Source organism: Cellulomonas sp. SLBN-39 (assembly GCF_006715865.1).
Classification (GTDB): Bacteria; Actinomycetota; Actinomycetes; order Actinomycetales; family Cellulomonadaceae; genus Cellulomonas.
Map to the genome: position 1 here is coordinate 3,910,780 of NZ_VFOA01000001.1, position 21,906 is coordinate 3,932,685.

18 protein-coding genes are annotated in these 21,906 nt (G+C 76.6%); 5 read left to right on the forward strand and 13 right to left on the reverse strand.

Annotation, left to right across the window (positions count from 1 at the left end):
- Nucleotides 1–54 precede the first annotated feature (54 nt).
- Genes FBY24_RS17795 through FBY24_RS17805 form a run of 3 tightly spaced genes read right to left on the reverse strand, consistent with a single transcriptional unit; the run spans nt 55 to nt 3,292 of the window.
- Nucleotides 55–432: a response regulator gene (locus tag FBY24_RS17795; protein WP_370511035.1), complete on the reverse strand. Its 378-nt coding sequence runs from the start codon at nt 430–432 to the stop codon at nt 55–57.
- A gap of 59 nt (nt 433–491) precedes the next feature.
- Nucleotides 492–2,078 (reverse strand): ATP-binding protein, encoded by a 1,587-nt coding sequence (locus tag FBY24_RS17800; RefSeq protein WP_255432475.1) that lies wholly within the window; start codon nt 2,076–2,078, stop codon nt 492–494.
- Entirely contained in the window at nt 2,075–3,292 is a 1,218-nt protein-coding gene (locus tag FBY24_RS17805; protein WP_142162616.1) for a PP2C family protein-serine/threonine phosphatase, read from the reverse strand. Before FBY24_RS17805 ends, FBY24_RS17800 begins: the two co-directional genes overlap by 4 nt.
- Before the next feature lie 220 nt (nt 3,293–3,512).
- On the opposite strand from FBY24_RS17805, the gene FBY24_RS17810 reads away from it, so the two are divergent.
- Entirely contained in the window at nt 3,513–5,762 is a 2,250-nt protein-coding gene (locus tag FBY24_RS17810; RefSeq protein ID WP_142162618.1) for an AAA family ATPase, read from the forward strand.
- Between the two features lie 65 nt (nt 5,763–5,827).
- Nucleotides 5,828–7,027 (forward strand): phosphoglycerate dehydrogenase, encoded by a 1,200-nt coding sequence (gene serA / locus FBY24_RS17815; RefSeq protein ID WP_142162620.1) that lies wholly within the window; start codon nt 5,828–5,830, stop codon nt 7,025–7,027.
- A gap of 21 nt (nt 7,028–7,048) precedes the next feature.
- Here the strand turns inward: serA and FBY24_RS17820 are convergent, their stop codons facing one another.
- The 3 genes from FBY24_RS17820 to FBY24_RS17830 form a co-directional block, all read right to left on the reverse strand.
- Complete coding sequence (locus FBY24_RS17820) at nt 7,049–7,234, reverse strand: DUF5302 domain-containing protein (RefSeq protein ID WP_142162621.1); 186 nt, start codon at nt 7,232–7,234, stop codon at nt 7,049–7,051.
- Between the two features lie 109 nt (nt 7,235–7,343).
- Complete coding sequence (gene nrdR / locus FBY24_RS17825) at nt 7,344–7,835, reverse strand: transcriptional regulator NrdR (RefSeq protein ID WP_142162623.1); 492 nt, start codon at nt 7,833–7,835, stop codon at nt 7,344–7,346.
- Nucleotides 7,836–8,143: 308 nt separating this feature from the next.
- Nucleotides 8,144–8,626 (reverse strand): LysM peptidoglycan-binding domain-containing protein, encoded by a 483-nt coding sequence (locus FBY24_RS17830; protein ID WP_142162625.1) that lies wholly within the window; start codon nt 8,624–8,626, stop codon nt 8,144–8,146.
- Nucleotides 8,627–8,902: 276 nt separating this feature from the next.
- Between FBY24_RS17830 and lexA the strand changes: the two genes are divergently transcribed.
- Complete coding sequence (gene lexA / locus FBY24_RS17835; RefSeq protein WP_255432545.1) at nt 8,903–9,643, forward strand: transcriptional repressor LexA; 741 nt, start codon at nt 8,903–8,905, stop codon at nt 9,641–9,643.
- A 97-nt stretch (nt 9,644–9,740) separates the two neighbouring features.
- On the opposite strand, the gene FBY24_RS17840 is transcribed toward lexA, so the two are convergent.
- The 4 genes from FBY24_RS17840 to hflX all read right to left on the reverse strand — a co-directional run bounded on the left by FBY24_RS17840 (nt 9,741) and on the right by hflX (nt 16,666).
- Nucleotides 9,741–10,742, reverse strand: a complete 1,002-nt coding sequence (locus FBY24_RS17840) for an L-lactate dehydrogenase (protein WP_142162629.1) — start codon at nt 10,740–10,742, stop codon at nt 9,741–9,743.
- A 76-nt stretch (nt 10,743–10,818) separates the two neighbouring features.
- The gene (locus tag FBY24_RS17845; protein WP_142162631.1) at nt 10,819–12,963 is read right to left on the reverse strand and encodes an ATP-dependent DNA helicase; all 2,145 of its coding nucleotides are present in this window, start codon (nt 12,961–12,963) and stop codon (nt 10,819–10,821) included.
- Nucleotides 12,964–13,014: 51 nt separating this feature from the next.
- Nucleotides 13,015–15,066, reverse strand: a complete 2,052-nt coding sequence (locus FBY24_RS17850; protein WP_142162633.1) for a S9 family peptidase — start codon at nt 15,064–15,066, stop codon at nt 13,015–13,017.
- 88 nt (nt 15,067–15,154) lie between these two features.
- Nucleotides 15,155–16,666 (reverse strand): GTPase HflX, encoded by a 1,512-nt coding sequence (hflX, locus tag FBY24_RS17855; protein ID WP_142162635.1) that lies wholly within the window; start codon nt 16,664–16,666, stop codon nt 15,155–15,157.
- A 110-nt stretch (nt 16,667–16,776) separates the two neighbouring features.
- On the opposite strand from hflX, the gene FBY24_RS17860 reads away from it, so the two are divergent.
- The gene (locus tag FBY24_RS17860; RefSeq protein ID WP_142162637.1) at nt 16,777–17,394 is read left to right on the forward strand and encodes a class I SAM-dependent methyltransferase; all 618 of its coding nucleotides are present in this window, start codon (nt 16,777–16,779) and stop codon (nt 17,392–17,394) included.
- On the forward strand, nt 17,391–18,923 hold the full coding sequence (locus FBY24_RS17865) for an MFS transporter (protein ID WP_255432476.1): 1,533 nt from the start codon (nt 17,391–17,393) through the stop codon (nt 18,921–18,923). The genes FBY24_RS17860 and FBY24_RS17865 overlap by 4 nt, the downstream gene beginning before the upstream one ends.
- A gap of 283 nt (nt 18,924–19,206) precedes the next feature.
- Here the strand turns inward: FBY24_RS17865 and dapF are convergent, their stop codons facing one another.
- Genes dapF through FBY24_RS19615 form a run of 3 tightly spaced genes read right to left on the reverse strand, consistent with a single transcriptional unit; the run spans nt 19,207 to nt 21,904 of the window.
- Nucleotides 19,207–20,166 carry a diaminopimelate epimerase gene (gene dapF, locus FBY24_RS17875; RefSeq protein WP_142162639.1) on the reverse strand — a complete coding sequence of 320 codons (960 nt, stop codon included), beginning with the start codon at nt 20,164–20,166 and terminating at the stop codon, nt 19,207–19,209.
- Nucleotides 20,163–21,119, reverse strand: coding sequence for a tRNA (adenosine(37)-N6)-dimethylallyltransferase MiaA (miaA, locus tag FBY24_RS19610; RefSeq protein WP_142162641.1), 957 nt, complete (start codon nt 21,117–21,119; stop codon nt 20,163–20,165). Before miaA ends, dapF begins: the two co-directional genes overlap by 4 nt.
- On the reverse strand, nt 21,116–21,904 hold the full coding sequence (locus FBY24_RS19615; RefSeq protein WP_142162643.1) for a hypothetical protein: 789 nt from the start codon (nt 21,902–21,904) through the stop codon (nt 21,116–21,118). The genes miaA and FBY24_RS19615 overlap by 4 nt, the downstream gene beginning before the upstream one ends.
- Nucleotides 21,905–21,906 lie beyond the last annotated feature (2 nt).

Here is a 21,906-nt window from a genome sequence, read left to right on the forward strand (position 1 = left end):
GGGCCCCCGTCTTCCCGGGCGGGGCGTGCGGGACGTCACCCCGCACGCCCGGCGTCAGCGCGACGGGAGCCGGACGACCTCGACGAAGAACTCGTCGATCTGGCGGACCACGTCGATGAACCGGTCGAAGTCCACGGGCTTGGTGACGTACGCGTTCGCGTGCAGGGAGTAGCTGCGGACCACGTCCTCCTCCGCCTCCGACGTCGTCAGCACGACGACGGGGATGGCCCGCAGCCGCTCGTCGGACTTCATGGCCTCGAGGACCTCGCGCCCGTCCATGCGGGGCAGGTTGAGGTCGAGGAGGACCAGGTCCGGGGTCGGGGCGTCGGCGTGCTCGCCCTGCTTGCGCAGGAACTCCAGCGCAGCGACGCCGTCCTGCACGACCGACAGACGGTTGCGGACCTTGTTGTGCTCGAACGCCTCGCGGGTCATGAGCACGTCGCCCGGGTCGTCCTCCACGAGGAGGACGTCGATGATCTTCTGGCCGTCCACTACTGCTCCGTCCCACCGGCGTCGGGCCGGTCGTCGTCCGGGACCGGCAGCAGCAGGCGCACGGTCGTGCCCTCGCCGTCGGTCTCGGGGATCCAGATGCGACCGCCGTGGAACTCGACGATCTTCTTGCACAGCGCCAGGCCGATCCCGGTGCCCTCGTACAGGTCCTTGGGGTGCAGGCGCTGGAAGATGACGAAGACCCGCTCGGCGTACTGCGGGTCGATGCCGATGCCGTTGTCGCGGCAGTCGACCTCCCAGCCCTCGTCGACCCGCCGGGCGCCGACGTGCACGTGCGGTGCACGGTCCGGGTGGCGGAACTTCACGGCGTTGCCGACGAGGTTCTGGAAGAGCTGGACGAGCAGGGCCTCCTCGCCCCGCACGGTCGGGAGCGGGTCGTGGGTGACCACCGCGCCGGTCTCCTCGATGCGCGCGCCGAGCTGGTCGACCGCGCGGTCGAGGGCCGCGCCGAGGTCGACGTCGACGACCTCGCCGCCGACGCGCCCCACCCGCGAGAAGCCCAGCAGGTCCTGGATGAGCCGCTGCATGCGCTTGGCACCGTCGACGGCGAAGTCGATGTACTGGTCGGCGCGCTCGTCGAGCTGGCCGCCGTACCGCTTCTGCAGCAGCTGGGTGAACGAGGCGACCTTGCGCAGCGGCTCCTGCAGGTCGTGCGACGCGACGTACGCGAACTGCTCGAGGTCCCGGTTGGAGCGCCGCAGCTCCTCGGCCTGCTCCGCGAGCCGGTCGTGCGCCGCCTCGACCTGCGCGCGGGAGACCCGCAGCGCGTCGAGCTGGTCGACCAGGGTGCGGCGCATGTGCTCCACGTCGCCCGCGAGGGCACGCAGCTCCCCCGGCCCGTCGACGTCCACGACGTGGCTGAGGTCGCCGCGCGCCACGGCGCGGCTGGCGCCGCCGAGCTCCGCGACCGGGGCCAGCACCCACCGGCGCAGCGCGAGCCAGAGGGTGATGCCCGCCGCGGCGGCCGCGACGACCAGCAGCGCCACGATCGTCGCCGACAGGGCCGTCCACCTCTGGAGCTCCTCCATCGCGGCGAGCCGGTCTGCCCGGAGCTGGGCGAGGTAGGACTCGATCGGTGCGCGGGCCTCGTCGAAGAGCACACGGCCGGCCTCGATGTCTTCCGGAGCCACCGACGTGGTGCCGTCGGCCCGGACCTGGGCGACGAGAGGGTCGGCGAACTGCGCGCGCCAGGTGGTCGCCGCGTCGGCCGCCGCCCGGGCGTACGAGACGAGGTCCGCGTCGGCGTCGGCGGCCTCCAGCCGCTCGGCCAGGACCTGGAAGTCCTGCTCGGACGTCGTCGCCCGCTCGTACGGCTCCAGCGTGACCTCGTCGCCGGTGAGCGCGAAGCCGCGGACCGCGGTCTCGGCGTCGACGAGCTGGACGTAGGCGGTGTCGGCATCGGAGATCGCGTCGAAGTACACCTCGGTGACGACCCGCTGCAGCTCGACCTGCCGGGCGAACACGAGACCGGCCACGACGACGACCACGCCGAGCACCGCCGACGCGGCCGCGAGCAGCAGGGTCAGCCGACGACGCAGCGTGGACCGCGGGCGCGGTGCAGCGCTCACGGGGCCCACCCCAGGAGCACGACGGCCGTGTCGTCGACGAGGTCGCCGCCGTGCCGCTGCCGGACCTCGGCCAGGAGCCGCCCCAGGAGCGGGTCGTCGCCGTCGGGCGCCGCGTCGTCGAGGGTCACGGGCGGCGTCAGGGTGGCGTCGGACACGGCGCGCAGGCCGTCCTTGCCGAGCCGCGCGCCGCCGTCGCCGACCGTCGCCTCGAGGACCCCGTCGGTGTACAGCAGGACCCGCCACCGGGCGCCGAGCTCGAGGCGGGCCGGCGGCCACCCACCGCCCACGGGGATGCCGAGGGCCCGCCCGCGCGCGCCGGCGGGCAGCAGCGTCGCGGGCGGCCCCACGAGCAGGGGAACGGGGTGCCCCGCGAGGTACAGGTCCGCGGTGCGCCGGTCGGGCGCGACGGCCAGCATCGAGACCGTGGTGAAGACCTCGGGCCGGGCGCGCTCGGCCACGAGGACGCGTTCGAGCAGGCCGAGGACCTCGTCGGTGGGGACGTCGGCGAGCACGAGGGTCCGCCAGGCGGTGCGGAGGGTGGCCCCCAGCGCCGCCTCGTCGGGCCCGTGGCCGCAGACGTCGCCGACCATCGCCAGGACGGTGCCGTCGGGTCGTTCGACGACGTCGTAGAAGTCGCCGCCGAGCAGGCCCTCGCGGCCCGCGCGGTAGGCGACCCGCACCTCGAGCCCGGTGTCGTTGAGCACGGGGCGGGGCAGCAGGGCGCGCTCCAGCCGGTTCGTCTCGGCGGCGCGGACCAGGCTGCGGTACAGCGCGCGGTCGGTGTCCTCGAGCCGGCGGCGCTGCACGGCGTAGCGCACCGAGCGGGCGATCGCCTCGCCGTCGACGTCACCCTTGACGAGGTAGTCCTGCGCCCCCGCGGCGACGGCGTCGAGCCCGGCGCCGGCGTCCGTCAGGCCGGTGAGGACGACGACCGGAGGGCTGCCCGCCGTCAGGAGCCGCTCGAGGGCGCCGAGGCCGGTGGCGTCGGGCAGGCCGAGGTCGAGCAGCACGCAGTCGGCGTCGAGCTGCGTCACGGCCTCGTCGAGCGAGCGCACCCGCACGAGGGCGCCGTCGAGCCCGACGTCGCGCAGGTGCTCCGCCACGAGCAGCGCGTCGCCGTCGTCGTCCTCGACGAGCAGGACGCGCAGCGCTGGTCCGGTGCCGGGGTGCACGGGTCCGCGCACGGGGTCCGACGTGGCCGCCGAGGTGTCCACGACCGTCCTTCCGCTCGGGGGTGGCACGACTCTAGGGCCTGCGTCGGGGTGCCGCGGTCCCTGGTCGCGCGCCTGCGGGCCGCGCGTGCACCCGTGCGGCGGCGCCGTCGTCGCCGGGGGGACGCGGCGGGGCGGATAATGGACGGCCGCCGCGCGGGCGCACCCCGAGGGGTCCGGCCCGGCGGCGTTCGAGCGACGGTCGTGGACGGGAGACGTGCCGGTGACGGGCAGTGACGACGGTCTGGCCGACGAGCAGAAGGTCGTGGACCGGTTGTACGGGCGCCTCGACGCGCTGCGGGCGCACACCCGGGGCCGGCTGACGGCGGTCCGCCGGGAGGGTCCGTCCGGCTCGCCGCAGAACCGGTCCGAGCGGGACGCGTTCGCCACCCTCTACGAGGACCGGCTCGCCCAGCTCGAGGCGGTCGAGGAGCGGCTGACGTTCGGCCGCCTGGACCTCACGGACGGGGAGCGGCGCTACGTCGGGCGCATCGGGCTGACCGACGAGGACCAGTCGCCGCTGCTGACGGACTGGCGTGCGCCTGCCGCGCAGGCGTTCTACCGGGCCACCGCCGCGCGGCCCGACGGCGTCGTGCGCCGCCGCCACCTGGTGACGAGCGGCCGGTCGGTGACCGGCGTGGAGGACGAGGTCCTCGACCTCGACGCGCTGGCCGCCCAGGGCGTCGACCCCGCGGACCTGTCCGGCCTGTCGGGCGAGGGCGCCCTGCTGGCGGCGCTGGCGGCGGGGCGCACGGGGCGCATGGGCGACATCGTCGCGACCATCCAGGCCGAGCAGGACGCCATCATCCGGTCCGAGCTCGCGGGCACCCTCGTGGTGCAGGGCGGGCCGGGCACGGGCAAGACGGCCGTCGCCCTCCACCGGGCCGCCTACCTGCTGTACGCGCACCGGCGCCTGCTCGAGCGCTCCGGTGTGCTGCTCGTCGGCCCGTCGCGCACGTTCCTGCGGTACATCGACCAGGTCCTGCCCTCGCTGGGCGAGACGGGCGTGGTCACCGCCACCGTCGCCGACCTCGTGCCGGGCGTGGAGGCGCGCGGGTCCGAGGCGGACGCGGTCGCCGAGATCAAGGGTCGGGCGCTGATGGCCAAGGTCGTGGCCCGCGCGGTCCGCCAGCGCCAGCGCGTGCCCGCGGCTCCGGTCGAGGTGCGGGTCGACGGCATCACCGTGGTCGTGCGCCCGCAGGACGTGGCGTCGGCGATCGCGCGCACCCGCCGGCACCACAAGCCGCACAACGAGGCCCGGGTCTCGTTCGTGCGCGACATGCTCGGTCGCCTCGCGCAGCAGTACGTCGAGCAGCTCAGCTGGGACGTCGCCCCCGAGGACCGCGCGGAGGTGCTGGAGGACCTGCGCACGACCCGCGAGGTGCGGGTCGCGCTGAACCTCGCGTGGATGCCGATCACCCCGCAGAAGCTCGTCGCGGACCTGTGGGCCAAGCCGCACCGTCTCGAGGCCGCGGCGCCGGAGCTCACCCCCGCCGAACGCCGGCTGCTGGCCCGCCCGGCCGACGCCCCGTGGACGCCCGCCGACGTCCCCCTCCTCGACGAGGCCGCCGAGCTGCTCGGCGAGGACGACCAGGCCGCCCGTGCGCAGGCCCGGGCCGACGCCGAGCGCCGCTCGCAGGAGCTGGCCTACGCCCGGGACGTGCTGCGATCGACGGGTGCCGGCGACATGGTCTCGGCCGAGGTGCTCGCCGACCGGTTCTCCGGCGGGGGTTCGGGGCTGACGACCGCCGAGCGCGCCGCCGCGGACCGGTCGTGGACGTACGGCCACGTGGTGGTCGACGAGGCGCAGGAGCTCTCGGCGATGGCCTGGCGCGCGCTGCTGCGCCGGGTGCCGACCCGCTCCATGACGGTCGTCGGCGACGTCGCGCAGACGTCGACGCGGGCCGGCGCGCACGACTGGGGCAGCATGCTCGACCCGGTGCTGCGCACCGACTGGCGGCTGGCCGAGCTCACGGTGAACTACCGGACGCCGGCGGCGGTCGCCGACGCGGCCCGTGCGGTCGCGGTCGCGGCGGGCCTGCCCGTCAGCCGGCTGACGTCCGCGCGCGACGTGCCCGACGCGCTCGTGGTCGACCACGTCCCGGACCCGGCCGGGCTCGTGGAGGCCGCCGCGGCCGCCGCGGACGACCTCGCCGCACGGGTGCGCGACGCCCGCGGCGGGGGGCGTGCCGCGCTGGTCGCCTCCGCCGCCCGGGTTCCGGCCCTGCGGGACGCGCTGGCCCGCCGCGGCCGTCAGGTGCCCGGCCGGGGCGCCCTCACCGACCTCGAGGTGCCGCTCGTGGTGCTCACGCCGCTGCAGGCCAAGGGGCTGGAGTTCGACGCGGTCGTGCTCGTCGAGCCGGCCGAGGTGCTCGAGGGCTCCGCCGGCGACCTGTTCGTGGCGATGACCCGACCGACGGGGGTGCTGCACGTCGTGCACAGCCGGGCCCTGCCCGACGGGATGCCCGGCTGAGCACGGGCCGTCCGCGGACCGGGACGGCTTTGGTCCACCCGCCGGACGCGGAGCACGATGGGCCCGTGCCCACCGCGCTGCTGCTCGAGAACCTCCACCCGCAGGCCCGAACGATCCTCGAGGCCGCCGGGTTCGACGTGATCACCCGCACGGGTGCCCTCGACGAGCCCGAGCTGGTCGAGGCGCTGTCCGGGGTGCAGGTGCTGGGCATCCGGTCCAAGACGCAGGTGACGGCGGCCGCGCTCGCCGCGGCCCCAGACCTGGAGGTCGTCGGCGCGTTCTGCATCGGCACCAACCAGGTCGACCTGCAGGCCGCCGCCGAGCGGGGCATCGCGGTCTTCAACGCACCGTTCTCGAACACCCGCTCGGTCGTGGAGATCGCGATCGCGGACATCATCGCCCTGACCCGACGCCTGACGGTGCTGGACAAGGAGATGCACGACGGCGTGTGGAACAAGTCCGCGACGGGCGCGCACGAGGTCCGGGGCCGCACGCTCGGCATCGTCGGGTACGGCAACATCGGCACGCAGCTGTCGGTGCTCGCCGAGAACCTCGGCATGTCGGTCGTGTTCTACGACACCGCCGAGAAGCTCGCGCTCGGCAACGCGCGGCGCATGGAGACCCTCGACGAGCTCCTCGAGACCGCGGACGTCGTCACGCTGCACGTCGACGGGCGCTCCGGCAACGCCGGGATGTTCGGCGCCAAGCAGCTCGCGCGCATGCGCCCCGGGGCGATCTTCCTCAACCTCTCGCGCGGCTTCGTCGTGGACTACGCGGCCCTGCGCGACGCCGTCGTCTCGGGCCACGTGGCCGGCGCGGCCGTCGACGTGTTCCCCGACGAGCCCAAGCGCAAGGGCGACCCGTTCGAGTCCGAGCTGCGCGGCCTGCCCAACGTGATCCTGTCCCCGCACACGGGCGGCTCGACCGAGGAGGCGCAGGAGGCGATCGGCCGGTTCGTGGCCAACAAGATCCGCGACCACCTCGCGACCGGCTCGACGAACCTGTCGGTGAACCTGCCGAACCTGGCTCTCGACCAGCGGCCCGAGTGGCACCGGCTGGCCTACCTGCACCGCAACGTGCCGGGCGTGCTGGCGAAGATCAACGCCACGCTCGCCGAGCACGGCGTCAACATCGAGGGCCAGCTCCTGGCCACGCGTGGCGAGCTCGGCTACGTCGTCACGGACGTCGGCTCGGCCGTGGCCCCGGCCGTCGTGGACGCCCTCGCCGCGCAGCCCGAGTCGCTGCGCCTGCGCCTGCTGTCCTGACGGCCGGGCCGCACGGCCCGGTCAGGCGGAGCCGGACTTGCGCTGGAACCGTCGCTGCACCGGTCCCGCGGTCTCCGACCCGTGGACCCCGCCCGTCTTGCGCGACCCGTCCGCCGTCGGGTGACCGACGGCCTTCTTGCGCTCCAGGGCCTCCCGGAAGCGCGCCTTCGCGTCCTCGCTGACCGCTTCCGGCTTGTCGTCTGCCATGGGTTCCTCCGCTCCGTTCGGCGCCGGACGGCGCCTGTCCAGCGTGGACGACCCTACGTCGACGCGCCACACCATTGCGTGCGGGTCGACCGACGCCTGCCGGGGCCGGTCAGCCGCGGCCGGGCTCCTGCGACGACGGTGCACGCTCGGCGTCCTCGCGCTCGGCGCGCAGGACCGCGATCGCGGACTCGAAGTCGTCGAGGGAGTCGAACGCCTGGTAGACGCTCGCGAACCGCAGGTAGGCGACCTCGTCGAGGTCGCGCAGGGGTCCGAGGATCGCCAGGCCGATCTCGTAGGCGTCGATCTCGGCCGACCCGGCGGACCGCAGCGTCTCCTCGACCTTCTGCGCCAGCAGCGCCAGGTCGTCCTCGCTGACCGGGCGCCCCTGGCACGCCTTGCGCACCCCGGTGGCGATCTTCTCCCGGCTGAACGGCTCCGTGGCGCCGGACCGCTTGACGACCGACAGGCTCGCCGTCTCGACGGTGGTGAAACGCCGGTTGCAGCTCGGGCACTGGCGGCGGCGCCGGATGGACGCGCCGTCGTCGGAGGTGCGGGAGTCCACGACGCGCGAGTCCGGGTGCCGGCAGAACGGGCAGTGCACGGCGGTCCCCTCCCGGGTCGTGGCGTCCGACGACGCCGGCGGACCGGGCGTCGGAGGTGACGCTAGGCCGCGCCGCACCCGCGGTGCAACACGGGTGCCGGCGTCCGGGCGGCGGGAGCACCGAGGGCGGCCGTCCGTGACGGCCGCCCTCGTCGGGACGCCCCCGTCCCGTGCGGCGTCAACTCGCCTCGACGCCGCTGATGCTGCGGGCCGCGCCGGGCGCGGGCCGCTCGTCCGGCCGACCCCCCAGCCTGCCGAATGAGGTAAGCCTAACCTATTCGTGCTCGGTTGCCCAGCCGCTCACGCCGTCACCGGGCCGGGACCACGATCGTCTGCCCGGCGAGCAGGTCGCCCGACGGGAGGTCGTTGAGGCGCATCAGCTCGAGCACGACGTCGCGCACGTCCTCACCCTCCGCCGCGGCACGGTCGGCGATCGCCCAGAGCGTCTCCCCCGGCTCGACCACATGACGGACGACCACCACCCCGCCCGCCGTGCCGTCGGCCTGCGCCGACCACGCAGCGCCGCCGACGCCGGCCACGAGGAGCAGCCCGAGGGCCCAGACCACCACGCGCCCGCGGCGCGTCAGCCGCAGCCCGCGGATCCCGGCCTCCTCGACCGCGCGAGGCGCGGGACGCGCCGGACGGGCGGCCCCGCCGGCGCGGGCCGGCGCGACCCTCCCCGGCGCCGGCTTGTCGGCCGCGCCCCCCTGGACCACCCGCAGCACCGGGCGCCGCACCCCGTCGACCTGCCCTGCCGCACCCGTTCGCGGTGCCGTCGTCGTGCCTGCCATGACCCTGCCTCCGTCCCGAACCGCCCGCCCCGCACCCGCCGACCCTTGCCGCCGGGCACCTCGCCCGAATCGAACACGCGTTCGTCGAACGTCTGTACGAGTTCTACCAGACGGCGCCGACGACCGTCGAGACACGCTCGAACAGATGTTTGATGTCGCAGGTCGCGGGCCCGTAAGGTGTTCCCGACGGGAAGTGCACCACCGCCCACCGACACGCACGCGTGCCGCGCGGCGGACCGCGGCCGGCGGCCGCACGACTCAGGAGGCGTTGTGGACGTGCAGCAGGGGAACCCACCGGCCGGGGCGCAGGCGCCGGCGGTCGACGTGACGGCGGGTGGGCTCACGCCGCGGCAGCGCCTCGTCCTCGACACCGTCCGCGCCAGCGTCGAGCGGCGCGGGTACCCGCCGAGCATGCGCGAGATCGGCGAGGCGGTCGGCCTGACCAGCCCGTCCAGCGTCAAGCACCAGCTCAACGCGCTGGAGCGCAAGGGCTACCTGCGGCGCGACCCGCACCGCCCCCGGGCCATCGAGGTCGTCCAGCCGGACGGCGCGGCGCCCGTCGCGGACGGCGACCGCACGCACGGGACAGGGACGCGCCCGGCACGGACGGGGTTCGCGGCGCTGTCGACGGTGCCCGCAGCGGCGTCGGCGGACGTGCCCGTCGTCGGACGCATCGCCGCCGGCGGGCCCATCCTCGCCGAGCAGGTCGTCGAGGACGTGTTCTCCCTCCCCCGCCAGCTCGTCGGCGAGGGCGACCTCTTCCTGCTGCGCGTCGTCGGTGACTCGATGCTCGACGCGGCGATCTGCGACGGCGACTGGGTCGTCGTGCGACGGCAGCCGGTGGCCGAGAACGGCGAGATCGTGGCCGCGATGATCGACGGCGAGGCCACGGTCAAGGTGCTGCGCCGCGCGGACGGCCACGTGTGGCTCATGCCGCGCAACGCGGCCTACGAGCCGATCGCCGGCGACGAGGCGACGGTCCTCGGTCGCGTCGTCAGCGTGCTCCGGAGCCTGTGACCCGCCCCGGGGCCCGTCACCACGCAGCAGCGCCCGTCGTCGGCACCAGCGGTGCGGACGACGGGCGCTGCTGCGTGCGGGAGCTGCTGCGCGCGGTCTAGAAGCCGAACCGGCGGGCGACCGAGCGGACGGCCTCCGCCGACCGGCGCAGCCCCGTGAGCTCGTCCGACGACATCGGGACGGCGAGCCGCTCGGCCACCCCGCGCGCACCGACGATCGTCGGCACCGACAGGCACACGTCGGAGATGCCGAGGTAGTCGGTCAGCAGCGAGGAGACCGGCAGGATGCGCTTCTCGTCCTTGAGCACGGCCTCGATGATGCGCGACCCGGCCAGGGCGATCGCGTAGTTGGTCGCCCCCTTGCCCTCGATGATGCGGTACGCGGACTCGACGACCTCGCGGGCCATCGCGTCGCGCACCTCGCGCGTGAGGGGCCCGTTCTCCCCGATCCCGTCCCACTCGAGCAGCGGCACGGAGCCGATCGACGCCGAGCTCCACAGCGGCAGCTCGGAGTCCCCGTGCTCGCCGGCCACGTACGCGTGCACGTTCTGCACGGCCACCCCGGTGTGCCGGGCGATGAGGTAGCGCAGGCGCGAGGAGTCCAGGACGGTGCCCGAGCCGAAGAGCTGCTGCGGCGGCAGGCCGGAGATCTGCAGCGCGGCGTACGTGACGACGTCCACGGGGTTGGTCACCATGACGTACGTCGCGTTCGGCGCGACCTCGACGATGCCCGGCAGCACGTTGCGCACGAGGGCGATCGTCGCCTCGGCCAGGTCGAGCCGGGACTGCCCCGGACGCTGCTTCGCGCCGGCCGTGAACACCACGATGTCGCAGTCCGCGAGGACGGACACGTCGTCGGAGCCGACGACCTCGGCCATCGACATGAACTGGATGCCGTGGGACAGGTCGAGGACCTCGGCCTCGACCTTCTGCTTGTTGACGTCGAGCAGCGCGACCGTCCGCGCCGCGCCGCGCATCAGCGCCGCGTAGGCCATCGTCGAGCCGACGGCGCCCGCGCCGACGATGCCGAGCTTGGACGTGCGGCGCTGCGGTGGGACGACCGAGCCCAGGTCGAGCTCGTCGTCGATGGCGTCGGCCATGGCATGTCCCCTCGTCGCGGGCGTCGGTGCAGGTCGTCGCGGGGGCGCCCGCCCGGTCGGCGCCCCTGGTGGAAGGCTAGTCGGCTCCGCGCAGGCGGCGCAGCGCGGCCACCACGACGTCGCGGTCGTCGGTGCGCCAGAAGTCCGGCATCGACCGCAGCAGGAACTCCCCGTAGCGGGCCGTCGACAGCCGCGGGTCGAGCACGGCCACGACGCCGCGGTCCTGCGACGAGCGCACCAGCCGCCCCGCGCCCTGGGCGAGCAGGAGCGCCGCGTGGGTCGCGGACACCGACATGAACCCGTTGCCGCCCGCGGCCGCCACGGCGTCCGTGCGCGCGGAGCGCACGGGGTCGTCGGGGCGCGGGAACGGGATGCGGTCGATGACGACGAGGCGGCACGCCGGCCCGGGGACGTCGACGCCCTGCCACAGCGACAGCGTCCCGAACAGGCAGGTCGCCTCGTCGGCGGCGAACCGCGCCACCAGCGTCGGCAGCTGGTCGTCACCCTGCAGGAGGACGGGGACGTCGAGACGCTCGCGCATGGCCTCGGCGGCGACGGTCGCGGCCCGCCGGGACGTGAACAGCCCCAGCGTGCGCCCGCCCGCCGCCTCGACCAGGGTCGCGATCTCGTCGAGCTGGGCGTCGGTGGCGGGCTCGCGGCCCGGCGGCGGCAGCCGGCGCGCGACGTAGCAGATCGCCTGCCGGGGGTAGTCGAACGGGCTGCCGACGTCGAGGCCGCGCCACGGCTCCGGCGCCGCGGCCTCCTCGCCCGTGCCGGGCGCGACCCCGGCCGGGCCCTCGGGCGCGGCGTCGGGCCGGCGCTCGAGCCCGACGGAGCGGGCCACGGGCTCGAACGTCCCGCCGAGCGCGAGGGTCGCCGACGTGAGGACCGCCGTGCGGCCCGCGAGCAGGTGCGTGCGGATCAAACCGTTCACGGCCAGCGGTGCGGCGTGCAGCCGGGTCGTCGTCTGCCCGCGGCGGTCCTCGCCCCGCGCGCACCACAGCACGGTGTGCGCGTTCTCCTGCGGGTCGGCGGCCATCCGCTCGGTGACCTCGAAGAGCGCGAGCATCGCGGCCGCGGCCATCTTCACCCCGCCCTCGGCGCCGTCGCGGCCCTTGGTGGACGCGTCGGGCTTGAGCACCGAGAGCAGCGTGCGCGCCGCGTCGCGGACCATCGCCACGGCGGTGCGGGTGCCCTCGGGCAGCCCGTCGGGGAACCGCCCCTCGGGCAGCGGGACGAGGACGCTCGCCAGGTGCTGGCCGGCGGCGTCCAGGTCGGTCGTCGGGACGCCCCCGTGCCGCCGGGCCAGGCGCGCCGCGTGCTCCACCACGGGCAGCGACAGCTCGGCGGTCGCCTGGGCCGTCACCCGGTCGGTGAGCTCGTGGGCCTCGTCGACGACCAGGACGTCGTGCTCGGGCAGGACGTTGGGCGCACCGGTCGCGGCGATGCCGAGCATCGCGTGGTTCGTCACGACGACGTCGGCCTCGCGCGCGAGGGCGCGCGCACGGTCCGGGAAGCACTCCTCACGCATCGGGCAGGACGTGCCCAGGCACTCCATCGCGGTGACGGCGACCTGCCGCCAGGCACGGTCCGCGACGCCCGGGACGAGGTCGTCGCGGTCGCCGGTCGTCGTCTCCTCGGCCCACTCGCGCAGCCGGACGACCTGCGCCCCGAGTCCCTCGCGCCCGGTCGGCCCGTCGTCCGCGGTCGCCGGGTGGTCGGCCGCGCCGGGCCGCTCGGGCACGTCGAACAGCGCCCCCTGGTCGTCCTCCGGGTAGCCGCCGGCGACCTTGTGGGCGCACAGGTAGTTGTGCCAGCCCTTGAGGAGCGCGATCTGGGCCGGCCGGGGCAGGCGGTCCGCGAGCGCCTGCGTGACCAGGGGCAGGTCGCGGGTGATGACCTGGCGCTGCAGGGCGAGGGTCGCGGTGGAGACCACGACGCGCTCGCTCTCGAGGACCGCGTGCCGCACGGCCGGCACGAGGTACCCGAGGGACTTGCCGGTGCCGGTCCCCGCCTGCACGAGCAGGTGCTCGTGCTCGTCGAGGGCCTGGGCCACGGCCGCCGCCATCTGCTGCTGGCCGGGGCGGGGCGTGCCGCCGAGCGCGCCCACGGCGAGGTCGAGGAGCTCACCGACGCCCGGCCCGTCCGTGCCGGTCCCGGGCCCGGCGCCCGTGCCCTCGTCGTCGGGGGCGGCCGGGCGGGCACGGGTCGGTCGAGGCACCGCGACAGCGTAGTCGTCGGCACCCACGCCGCCCGTGGCGCCCGGCCGGGCTCAGCCCGCCGCCGGCGGCGGCCCGTCGACCGGCAGGTGCCGGGCCCACCACGCCAGCAGGTGCTCGAACCGGGCCGCCCGGTGCCGCGGCCGGCCCGAGCGCGTCAGCTCGTGGCCCTCGCCGGGGAACAGCAGCAGCTCGGCCTCGACGCCGCGTCGGCGCAGCTCGACGAACCAGCGCTGGCCCTGCTCGACGGGGCAGCGCCAGTCCTGCTCGGAGTGCACGACGAGCGTGGGCGTACGGACCTCGCCGACGTGGGCCATGGGCGACTGCGCGGCGACGTGGTCCGGCTCGGTCGCGGGGTCGCCCAGGTACTCCAGCCCGAACCACCACCCGATGTCCGACGACCCGACGAAGCTCACGGGGTCGAGGAAGCCGCGCTCGACGACCGCGGCGGCGAACCGGTGCGTGCGCGTGGTCAGCCACGCGGCCATGTAGCCGCCGTAGGAGCCGCCCAGGACGCCGACGCGGTCGGGGTCCAGGACGGACGCGTCCTCGGCGAGCGCCGCGTCGAGCAGCGCGAGCACGTCGTCGGCGTCGACCGTGCCGAAGGCCCGACGGATCGCCCGCCCGTGGGCGCGGCCGTACCCCGCCGACCCGCGCGGGTTGCCCAGGACGACCGCGTACCCCGCACCGGCGAGCACCTGCGCCTCGTCGAAGAGCGCGTGCGTGTACTGGGCGAAGGGGCCGCCGTGCACCATGAGCAGGGTGGGGTGCGGCCCGGGGTGCCGCCCCGGGTCCGGCAGCACGACCCAGCCGTGCACGGGGTACCCGTCGGGCGAGGCGGCGGTGATCTCGCGCGCGGCGTGCACGCGGCCCGTCGCGCGCAGGGTCGCCGACCAGTCCGCGTGGACGGCGACCGGGTCCACCGTGAGCAGGGCGCCCGACGTCGTCGGCCCCGCCGCGGTGACGACGACCCGCCCGTCGGGCGCGGCCCCGGCGCCGAGGACGACGTGCGGCGCGGGCAGCAGCGTGCGCAGCGTGCCGTCGTCGAGGACCTCCCGCAGCTCGACGGCGCCGCGGTGCTCGACGGCCACGACCGCACCGCCCGCGCGCGGCACGAGCACGTCCGGCGCGAGGTCGACCTCGTCGGCGTCGGTCAGCCGCACCGGCGGGCCGGACGACCGCAGGGCGGGACCGGTGCCCGTGGTCGGCAGGCGGTGCAGACCGGTCAGCGCGGCGACGGTGTCGTCCGCCGTCGGGCCCAGGTCGCGGGCGAGCAGCCACAGCCCCGCACCACCGGCCGCGGGCCGCACGGCCACGACCTGCAGCGGGCTGCCCGTGTCCGCGTCGGTGAGCGGCACCGGCGCGGAGCCGGCCTGCGGGTCGGCGTCGACGAGGACCGCGTCACGCCGGGTGTCGCGCTCACGGGCCGCGTGCCGGGTGCTCGTCGCGACGAGGGCGGTGCCGTCCGGGAGCCAGGCCGGGCCGGCGACCTCGACCTCGCCGGACGTGAGCGCGTGCACCGCCGGCAGCGTGCGGGACGCTCCCGGGTCGTCCGGGAGCGTGAGGACGTGCACGTGCAGCGGGCGGTCGTGGACGAAGCCGAGGGCGTCGGACCGGTACCGGAAGGTCGTCACGTGCCGCGGTGCCTCGGCCGCCGGGTCGCCGCCGGGCACGTAGCGCCCCTCCTGCGGGACCCGCGCGACGTACGCGACCCGGGTGGCGTCGGGGCTGACGACCGGGCCCGCCACGCCGAGCGGGGCGTCGGTGAGGCGGACGGGCTCGCCGCCACCCAGCCCGAGGACGTGCAGCTGCGCGGGTCCCCCGGTCAGCGGCGCCCGGCAGAAGACGACCCACCGGCCGTCGGGGGTGACCTGGGGCGCGGTGTCACGGTGCCCGTGGGTCAGGCGCCTGGCCGCGCCCGTGCCCGCCCGGGCGTCGGTGCCGTCGTCGCCGCCGGCGCCGTCGAGCGGGACGAGCCACAGCTCGCCCCGGTTCGCGTCGGCGTCGAGGTCGGGCCCGCCGACCGCCACGACGGCGGCGGAGCCGTCGGGCAGGGGCGCCGGGGCGCCGGGCGTGCGCAGGAGGTCCAGGTCGGAGGGGATCACCGGACGACTCTAGGCACGCGCACCGACCCGGGCGTCACGCCGGGACCACCCGTTCGGCCCATCAGCCCCCGGCCCGCACGGGGCGGCGTCAGACCGCCGCGGCCCGCAGCTCGGACGCGAGCGACTCGTCGACCCGGGCCCGCAGGCGGGTGCCCTCCGCGACGTGCTCCTCCTGCTGGAGGTCGCCGTGCTCGTGGACCCGGCTGACCAGGTCGCCGCGCGAGTACGGCACGACGAGGTCGACCGTGACGCCGGGCCGCGGGAGCTGGTCGGCCACCAGGGCCTGCAGCTCGTCGATGCCCGCACCGGTGTGCGCGGAGACCGCGACCGCGTGCACCTCGCGCGAGCGCAGGCGCGCCAGCACCTCGGGCGAGGCCAGGTCGGCCTTGTTGAGCACGACGATCTCGGGGACGTCCATCGCGCCGGGGATGTCGGCGAACACGTGCCGCACGGCGGCGAGCTGCCCCTCCGGGTCCGGGTGCGAGGCGTCCACGACGTGCAGCAGCAGGTCGGCGTCCGCGACCTCCTCCAGGGTCGAGCGGAACGCCTCGACGAGCTGGTGCGGCAGCGCGCGGACGAACCCGACCGTGTCGGCGAGGGTGTAGACGCGCCCGTCTCCGGTCTCGGCCCGCCGGACCGTGGGGTCGAGCGTCGCGAACAGGGCGTTCTCGACGAGCACACCGGCGTTGGTCAGCCGGTTGAGCAGCGAGGACTTGCCGGCGTTCGTATACCCGGCGATCGCGACCGACGGGATCGCGTTGCGCTTGCGGGACGCCCGCTTGGTCACGCGGGCGGGCTCCATCGCGGCGATCTCGCGGCGCAGCTTCGCCATGCGGTTGCGGATGCGCCGACGGTCGAGCTCGATCTTCGTCTCGCCGGGACCGCGCGAGCCCATGCCCGCACCGGCGCCGCCGACCTGGCCGCCCGCCTGGCGGCTCATCGACTCGCCCCACCCGCGCAGGCGCGGGAGCAGGTACTCCAGCTGCGCGAGCTCGACCTGCGCCTTGCCCTCCCGGGACTTCGCGTGCTGGGCGAAGATGTCGAGGATCAGCGCGGTCCGGTCGACGACCTTGACCCGCACGACGTCCTCCAGGGCCCGCCGCTGGGAGGGCGCGAGCTCGCCGTCGACGACCACGGTGTCGGCCCCGACGGCGGCGACCACCGCGGCCAGCTCGGCCGCCTTGCCGGAGCCGAGGTACGTGCCGGGGTCCGGGGTGCGCCGGCGCTGGAGCAGACCGTCGAGCACCTGCGAGCCCGCCGTCTCGGCGAGCGCGGCGAGCTCGCGGAGCGAGATCTCGGCGTCCTGCGCCGTGCCCGCGCCCCAGAGGCCCACGAGCACGACCTTCTCGAGCCGCAGCTGGCGGTACTCGACCTCCGTGACGTCCTCGAGCTCGGTCGACAGGTTCGCCACGCGGCGCAGCGACGTGCGCTCCTCGAGGTCGAGCTGGTCGCCGTCGAACGTGCTGTGGTGCGTGCCGCCGGCCTGCAGTGCGGTCCCGGCCCGGGCGAGCACCCGTGCGACGACGTCGTCGGCCACCTCCTGCGCGCTGCGCGCCGACGCCTGCGGCGTCACGTCGGTGGTGTGCTCTCGGTCGTCCACGCGGGGCCTCTCGTCGGGGATCGGGGTGTGTCCAGGATCGCACGCACGTGCGACGCCGGCGACGGGATTTCGCTGCCGGCACAGCGTCGTCCGACGGCTAGCCTCGGCGGGTGACCGGCACCGACGACCCGCAGGGCGAGCACTACTTCACGGCACGTCCGGCCTCGGCGGCGCAGCGCAGGACCGTGCGCGTGCGCCTGGCCGGGCAGGACCTCGAGGTCGAGACCGCCGGCGGCGTGTTCTCCCCCGACCACGTCGACCTCGGGACGCAGGTGCTGCTGCGGACCGTCCCGCAGCCACCCGCGACCGGCGACCTGCTGGACCTCGGGTGCGGCTGGGGCCCGGTCGCGCTGACGCTCGCGCTCGCGTCCCCCGACGCGCGCGTGTGGGCGGTCGACGTCAACGAGCGCGCGCTCGACCTCGTGCGGCGCAACGCCGCGCGCCTCGGCCTGGCCAACGTCGTCGCCGCGGCCCCCGACGACGTGCCGGACGACGTGCGGTTCGCGACCTGCTGGTCGAACCCGCCGGTGCGGATCGGCAAGCCCGCGCTGCACGACCTGCTGCGCCGCTGGCTGCCCCGCGTCGCGCCGGGCGGGGACGCGTGGCTCGTCGTCGGCAAGAACCTCGGCGCGGACCCGCTGCAGCGCTGGCTGACCGACGAGGCGGACCTGCCCACGACGCGCGAGGCGAGCGCCAAGGGCTTCCGCGTCCTGCGCGTCGCCCCGTGAGCGCCGGGACCACCGAGACCCCCGGGGCGACGTCGCCCGACGCGCTGTGGCGCGCGCGGCGCACGACGTCGTTGGCGATGTTCGCGCTCGTGGTGCTCGTGGCGTTCGAGTCGTTCGCCGTCACCACCGTGATGCCCGAGGTCGCCGGCGTGCTGGACGGGCGCTCGCTGTACGCGTTCGCGTTCGCGGGTCCGCTCGCGACCGGCGTGGTCGGCATGGTGCTGGCGGGCGCGTGGGCCGACCGCCGGGGACCGGCCGCACCGTTCACGGCCGGGACCGTCGTCTTCGTCCTGGGCCTCGTCGTGGCAGGCGTGGCGACGAGCATGCCGGTGCTCGTCGCAGGAAGGCTCGCGCAGGGCCTGGGGGGCGGCGTGGTCAACGTGACGCTGCTCGTGGCCGTGGCACGCGCGTACCCCGCGGTGCTGCACCCCCGCGTCTTCGCATGGTTCTCGACCGCGTGGGTGCTGCCGTCGGTCGTCGGTCCCGCGGTGGCGGGGTTCCTCGCCGAGCTCGCGGGGTGGCGCTGGGTGTTCCTCGGCGTCGCGCTGCTGGTCGTGCCCGCGACCGTGCCGCTGCTGGGTGCGGTCCGCGGCCTGGGGCCCGTGCGGCACGACGACGCCCCGGGCGCCGAGGGCGGGCCGGCGGGGCGGGACGACGCGGGCCGGCGCCTGCTCTGGGCCGTGCTCGTCGCCGCCGCCGTGCTCGCGCTCAACGTCGCCGCCCAGCTGCCACGACCCTGGTCGGCGCCGGTCGCGGTGGTCGCCGCCGTCGCGGCCGTGGCCGCAGCACGGCCGCTGCTGCCGCGCGGCACGCTGCGGGCACGGCCCGGCCTGCCGTCGGTGATCACGACCCGCGTGCTCGTGTCCGGCGCGTTCTTCGGCGCGCAGGTGTACGTGCCGTACCTGCTCGTGGACCGCGACGGCTGGTCGACCTCGGCGAGCGGCCTGGGGCTGTCGACCGCCGCCCTGGCGTGGTCGGCGTCCTCGGTCGTGCAGGGCCGCCTCGGGCACCGCCTGCCCAGCCGGGCCGCGGTCCGGATCGGCACGGGACTCGTGGCCGTGGCCGTCGTCGGCACGACCGTCGCGACGGCGCTCGGCCTGCCGGCGTGGGCGGTCGTGACCGTGTGGACGGCCGCCGGAGCCGGCATGGGCATGGCGTCGTCGCGCCTCAACGTGCTGGTCCTGGGCTGGTCGGCCCCGCACGACCAGGGCCGCAACTCCGCCGCGCACACCATCGGCGACTCGGTCGGCGCCTCCCTCGCGCTCGCCCTGACCGGGGTCCTCGTCGTGCTCGCGGGCGGCGGCGACGGCTACACGGGACCGGGGCCGTTCGTCGCCGCGTTCGCCCTCACGGCGGTGCTCGCGCTCGGCGCCGCCGCAGCAGCCCCGCGCGTCGGCGTCCCGCCCACCGAGCGGGCGCCGGCAGCGGGCGCCGCGGTGCCGTCGACCGGGACGCCGGCGCCGGACGCCGGGACGTCGTCGCCGCTCGCCGCCGACGGCACCGCCCCGACCAGCGCGTCCAGCACCTGACGCGGCGTCGGCACGCCCTCGGCGCGCGTCACGACCGCGCCGGACGTGTCCAGGACGACGACGGTCGGCGTGCTGACGACGCGCAGCGCACCGGCGAGCTCCGGCGCGTCCGCGACGTCGACCTCGACGTGCCGGACGCCCGGGACGACGTCGGCGACCCGGGCGAGCACGCGTCGTGCCGCGCGGCACGGCGCGCAGAACGCGGTGGAGACCTGCAGGAGCGTGGCGCGCTCCCCCAGCGGGACGCCGAGGTCGGCCGCCGTGAACGCCAGGGCGGGCTCGCTCACGCAGGGAGCGCGTCGAGGGCCACGTCGACGTCGGCGACGAGCACGGCGGGCCCGGCCAGCACGACGTGCCCGTCGGGGCGGGCCGTGACCTCGACGGTGCCGCCGGGCACGTCGACGAGCCAGACGGCGGGGGCGTCGGGGCCGGCCCACGCGCGCACCGCTGCTGCCGCGGCGCACGCGCCCGTGCCGCAGGACTGCGTCTCGCCGACCCCGCGCTCGTGCACACGCATCCGCAGGCGTCCGACGAGCGTGCCGTCGGCGCGCCGGGACTCCCCCGCGGGCACGACCAGCTCGACGTTGGTCCCCTCGGCGGGCACCGGCAGCACCCGGGGCGCGTGGGTCAGGTCGGCGCGGTCGAGGTCGTCGTCCTGGGCCAGCACGACGACGGTGTGGGGGTTGCCGACGTCGACCGACAGGCCCGGTCGCGTCACGGTGAGCCCGTCGACGTCGACCGTCGCGTCCCCGCCGTCCGCGAGCGCGTCCGGCCCCCCGACCACCGTCGCCGGGCCCATGTCGACGGCGAACCAGGTGGCGTCCCCGACCTCGGGCGCGGCCTGGACGGCCCGCACGGTCCGCAGCCCGGCGCGGGTGCCCACGGGCAGGTCGCCGTCGGCGGGCGACCACAGGCCGAGGTGCTGGAGGTAGCGGGCGAACACGCGCACGCCGTTGCCGCACATCTGGGCGAGCGAGCCGTCGGCGTTGCGGTAGTCCATGAACCACTCGGCCCCGGCGGGGGCCTGCGGCACGTGCGCGGCACGGACGACGCGGATCAGCCCGTCCCCGCCGACCCCGCCGCGCCGGTCGCACAGCAGCCGCACGAGCGCGGGGGTCACGTCGAGCACGCCGTCGCGGTCGTCGAGCAGGACGAAGTCGTTGCGGGTGCCGTGGCCCTTGACCACCGCGAGGCGCGCCTGCGGGGCGTCGACGGCGGCGGGTGCGGGGGCGGTCGCGGTCATGAGCCCAGGGTACGGCGGGGCGCGGGGTCGTCGGTGGCGGGGCCGAGCGTGCCGGCGTCGGCACGGGCGACGAGGTCCAGCGCGCGGTCCAGGAGGTCCGGGTCGCGCGCGTCGAGCCAGTGCACGCGCGGGTCGCGGCCGAACCAGCCCATCTGCTTGCGCGCCAGGCGGCGCGTGCCGGCGGCCGTGGAGGCGCGCGCCTCCTGCTCGTCGAGCTCGCCGCGCAGCTGGGCGAACGCCTGGGCGTACCCCACGGCCCGGGCCGCGGTCCGTCCCACGCCGTGCTCGGCGAGCGCCGCGGCCTCGTCGAGGAGCCCGTCGGCCCACATCGCGTCGACCCGGCGCCCGATGCGCTCGTCGAGGGCGTCGCGCGCGCAGTCGAGGCCGATCTGCACGGCCGGCACCTCGTAGACGTGCTGCGGCAGGCTCGCCGAGTAGGGCCGACCGGTCAGGGCGATCACCTCGAGCGCGCGCACGACGCGGCGGGCGTTGCGCGGGCCGATCCCCTCGGCCGCGACCGGGTCGAGCCGGGCCAGCTCCGCGTGCAGCGCCCGCGCCCCCTCGGCCTCGACGCGCTCCTCCAGCCGGGCACGGACGCCCGCGTCGGTGCCCGGGAAGTCCAGGTGGTCCAGCAGCGCGCGCACGTACAGCCCGGACCCGCCGACGGCCACCGCCCGCACCCCGCGGGCGGCGAGGTCGGCGAGCACGCCCCGCGCGTCGCGCTGGTAGTCGGCGACGGACGCCTCGTCGCGGGGGTCGAGCACGTCCAGCAGGTGGTGGGGCACGCCCCGGCGCCGCTCGACCGGCAGGGTCGCGGTGCCGATGTCCATGCCGCGGTACAGCTGGAGGGCGTCGGCGTTGACGACGTGCGCGCCGAGCGCCTGCGCCAGGCCGAGGGCCAGGTCGGACTTCCCGGTGGCGGTCGGACCGACGACGGCGACGACGACGCTCACACGCCCACCGTCCGCCACGCGCCCGCCGCGTGCGGGGCGCCCGCGAGGAGGACCACGGCGTCGAGCCGGGCGGCGAGCGGGACGCCCGCGGACGCGCCGACGAGGACCTGCCACGGCGCCCAGCCGCTGACCGCCAGGCGCGTGCACGTGCCGCGGTCGAGGGCCGCGAGCGCGTCCCGCGCGCCGGGGCCCGCGAGCGCGGCGTGCAGGGCGTCGTCCCACGCGGGGGCGTCGGGGTCGTCGGCGAGCGGGGCGTCGGGGCCGTGCCGGGCCGAGCCGGAGCCGACCACGACGAGCGCGGTCGGGGCGTCGCCGACGCACGCGGCGCCGAGCGCGCGCAGCTGCGCGGCACGGGCCGGCGCCGCGTCGTCGCGGGCCACCTCGACGACGGCGACGTCGGCCGGCGGGTCGGCGGGCGACGCGGCGGCCGCCACCAGGTGCAGGGCGACCGCGGCGGGCACGCCGACCGACGGGCCCGCGACGGGCAGGGAGGCGCCCGCAGGCGGGGCCACGACGGGCAGGTCGGGCACGGGCCACCCGAGCAGCGCGTCGGGCACGCCAGCCGGGCCGAGCCCCGCGCGCACCCGTCCAGCGGCCGCGCGGTCGCCGGTGCCGGCGCGGGGTGCGACGACGACGAGGCGTCCGCCGCGCGCGGCCTCGACGCCCTCGGCGACGGCCGCGAGAGCGGCCGCCCGGAGGTCGGCGAGGCCCGCGGGCTCGTGGCGGCCGGCGACGCCGGGGACGAGGAGGGCCGTGTCGGGGACGAGGGCGGCGTGGACGAGCACGC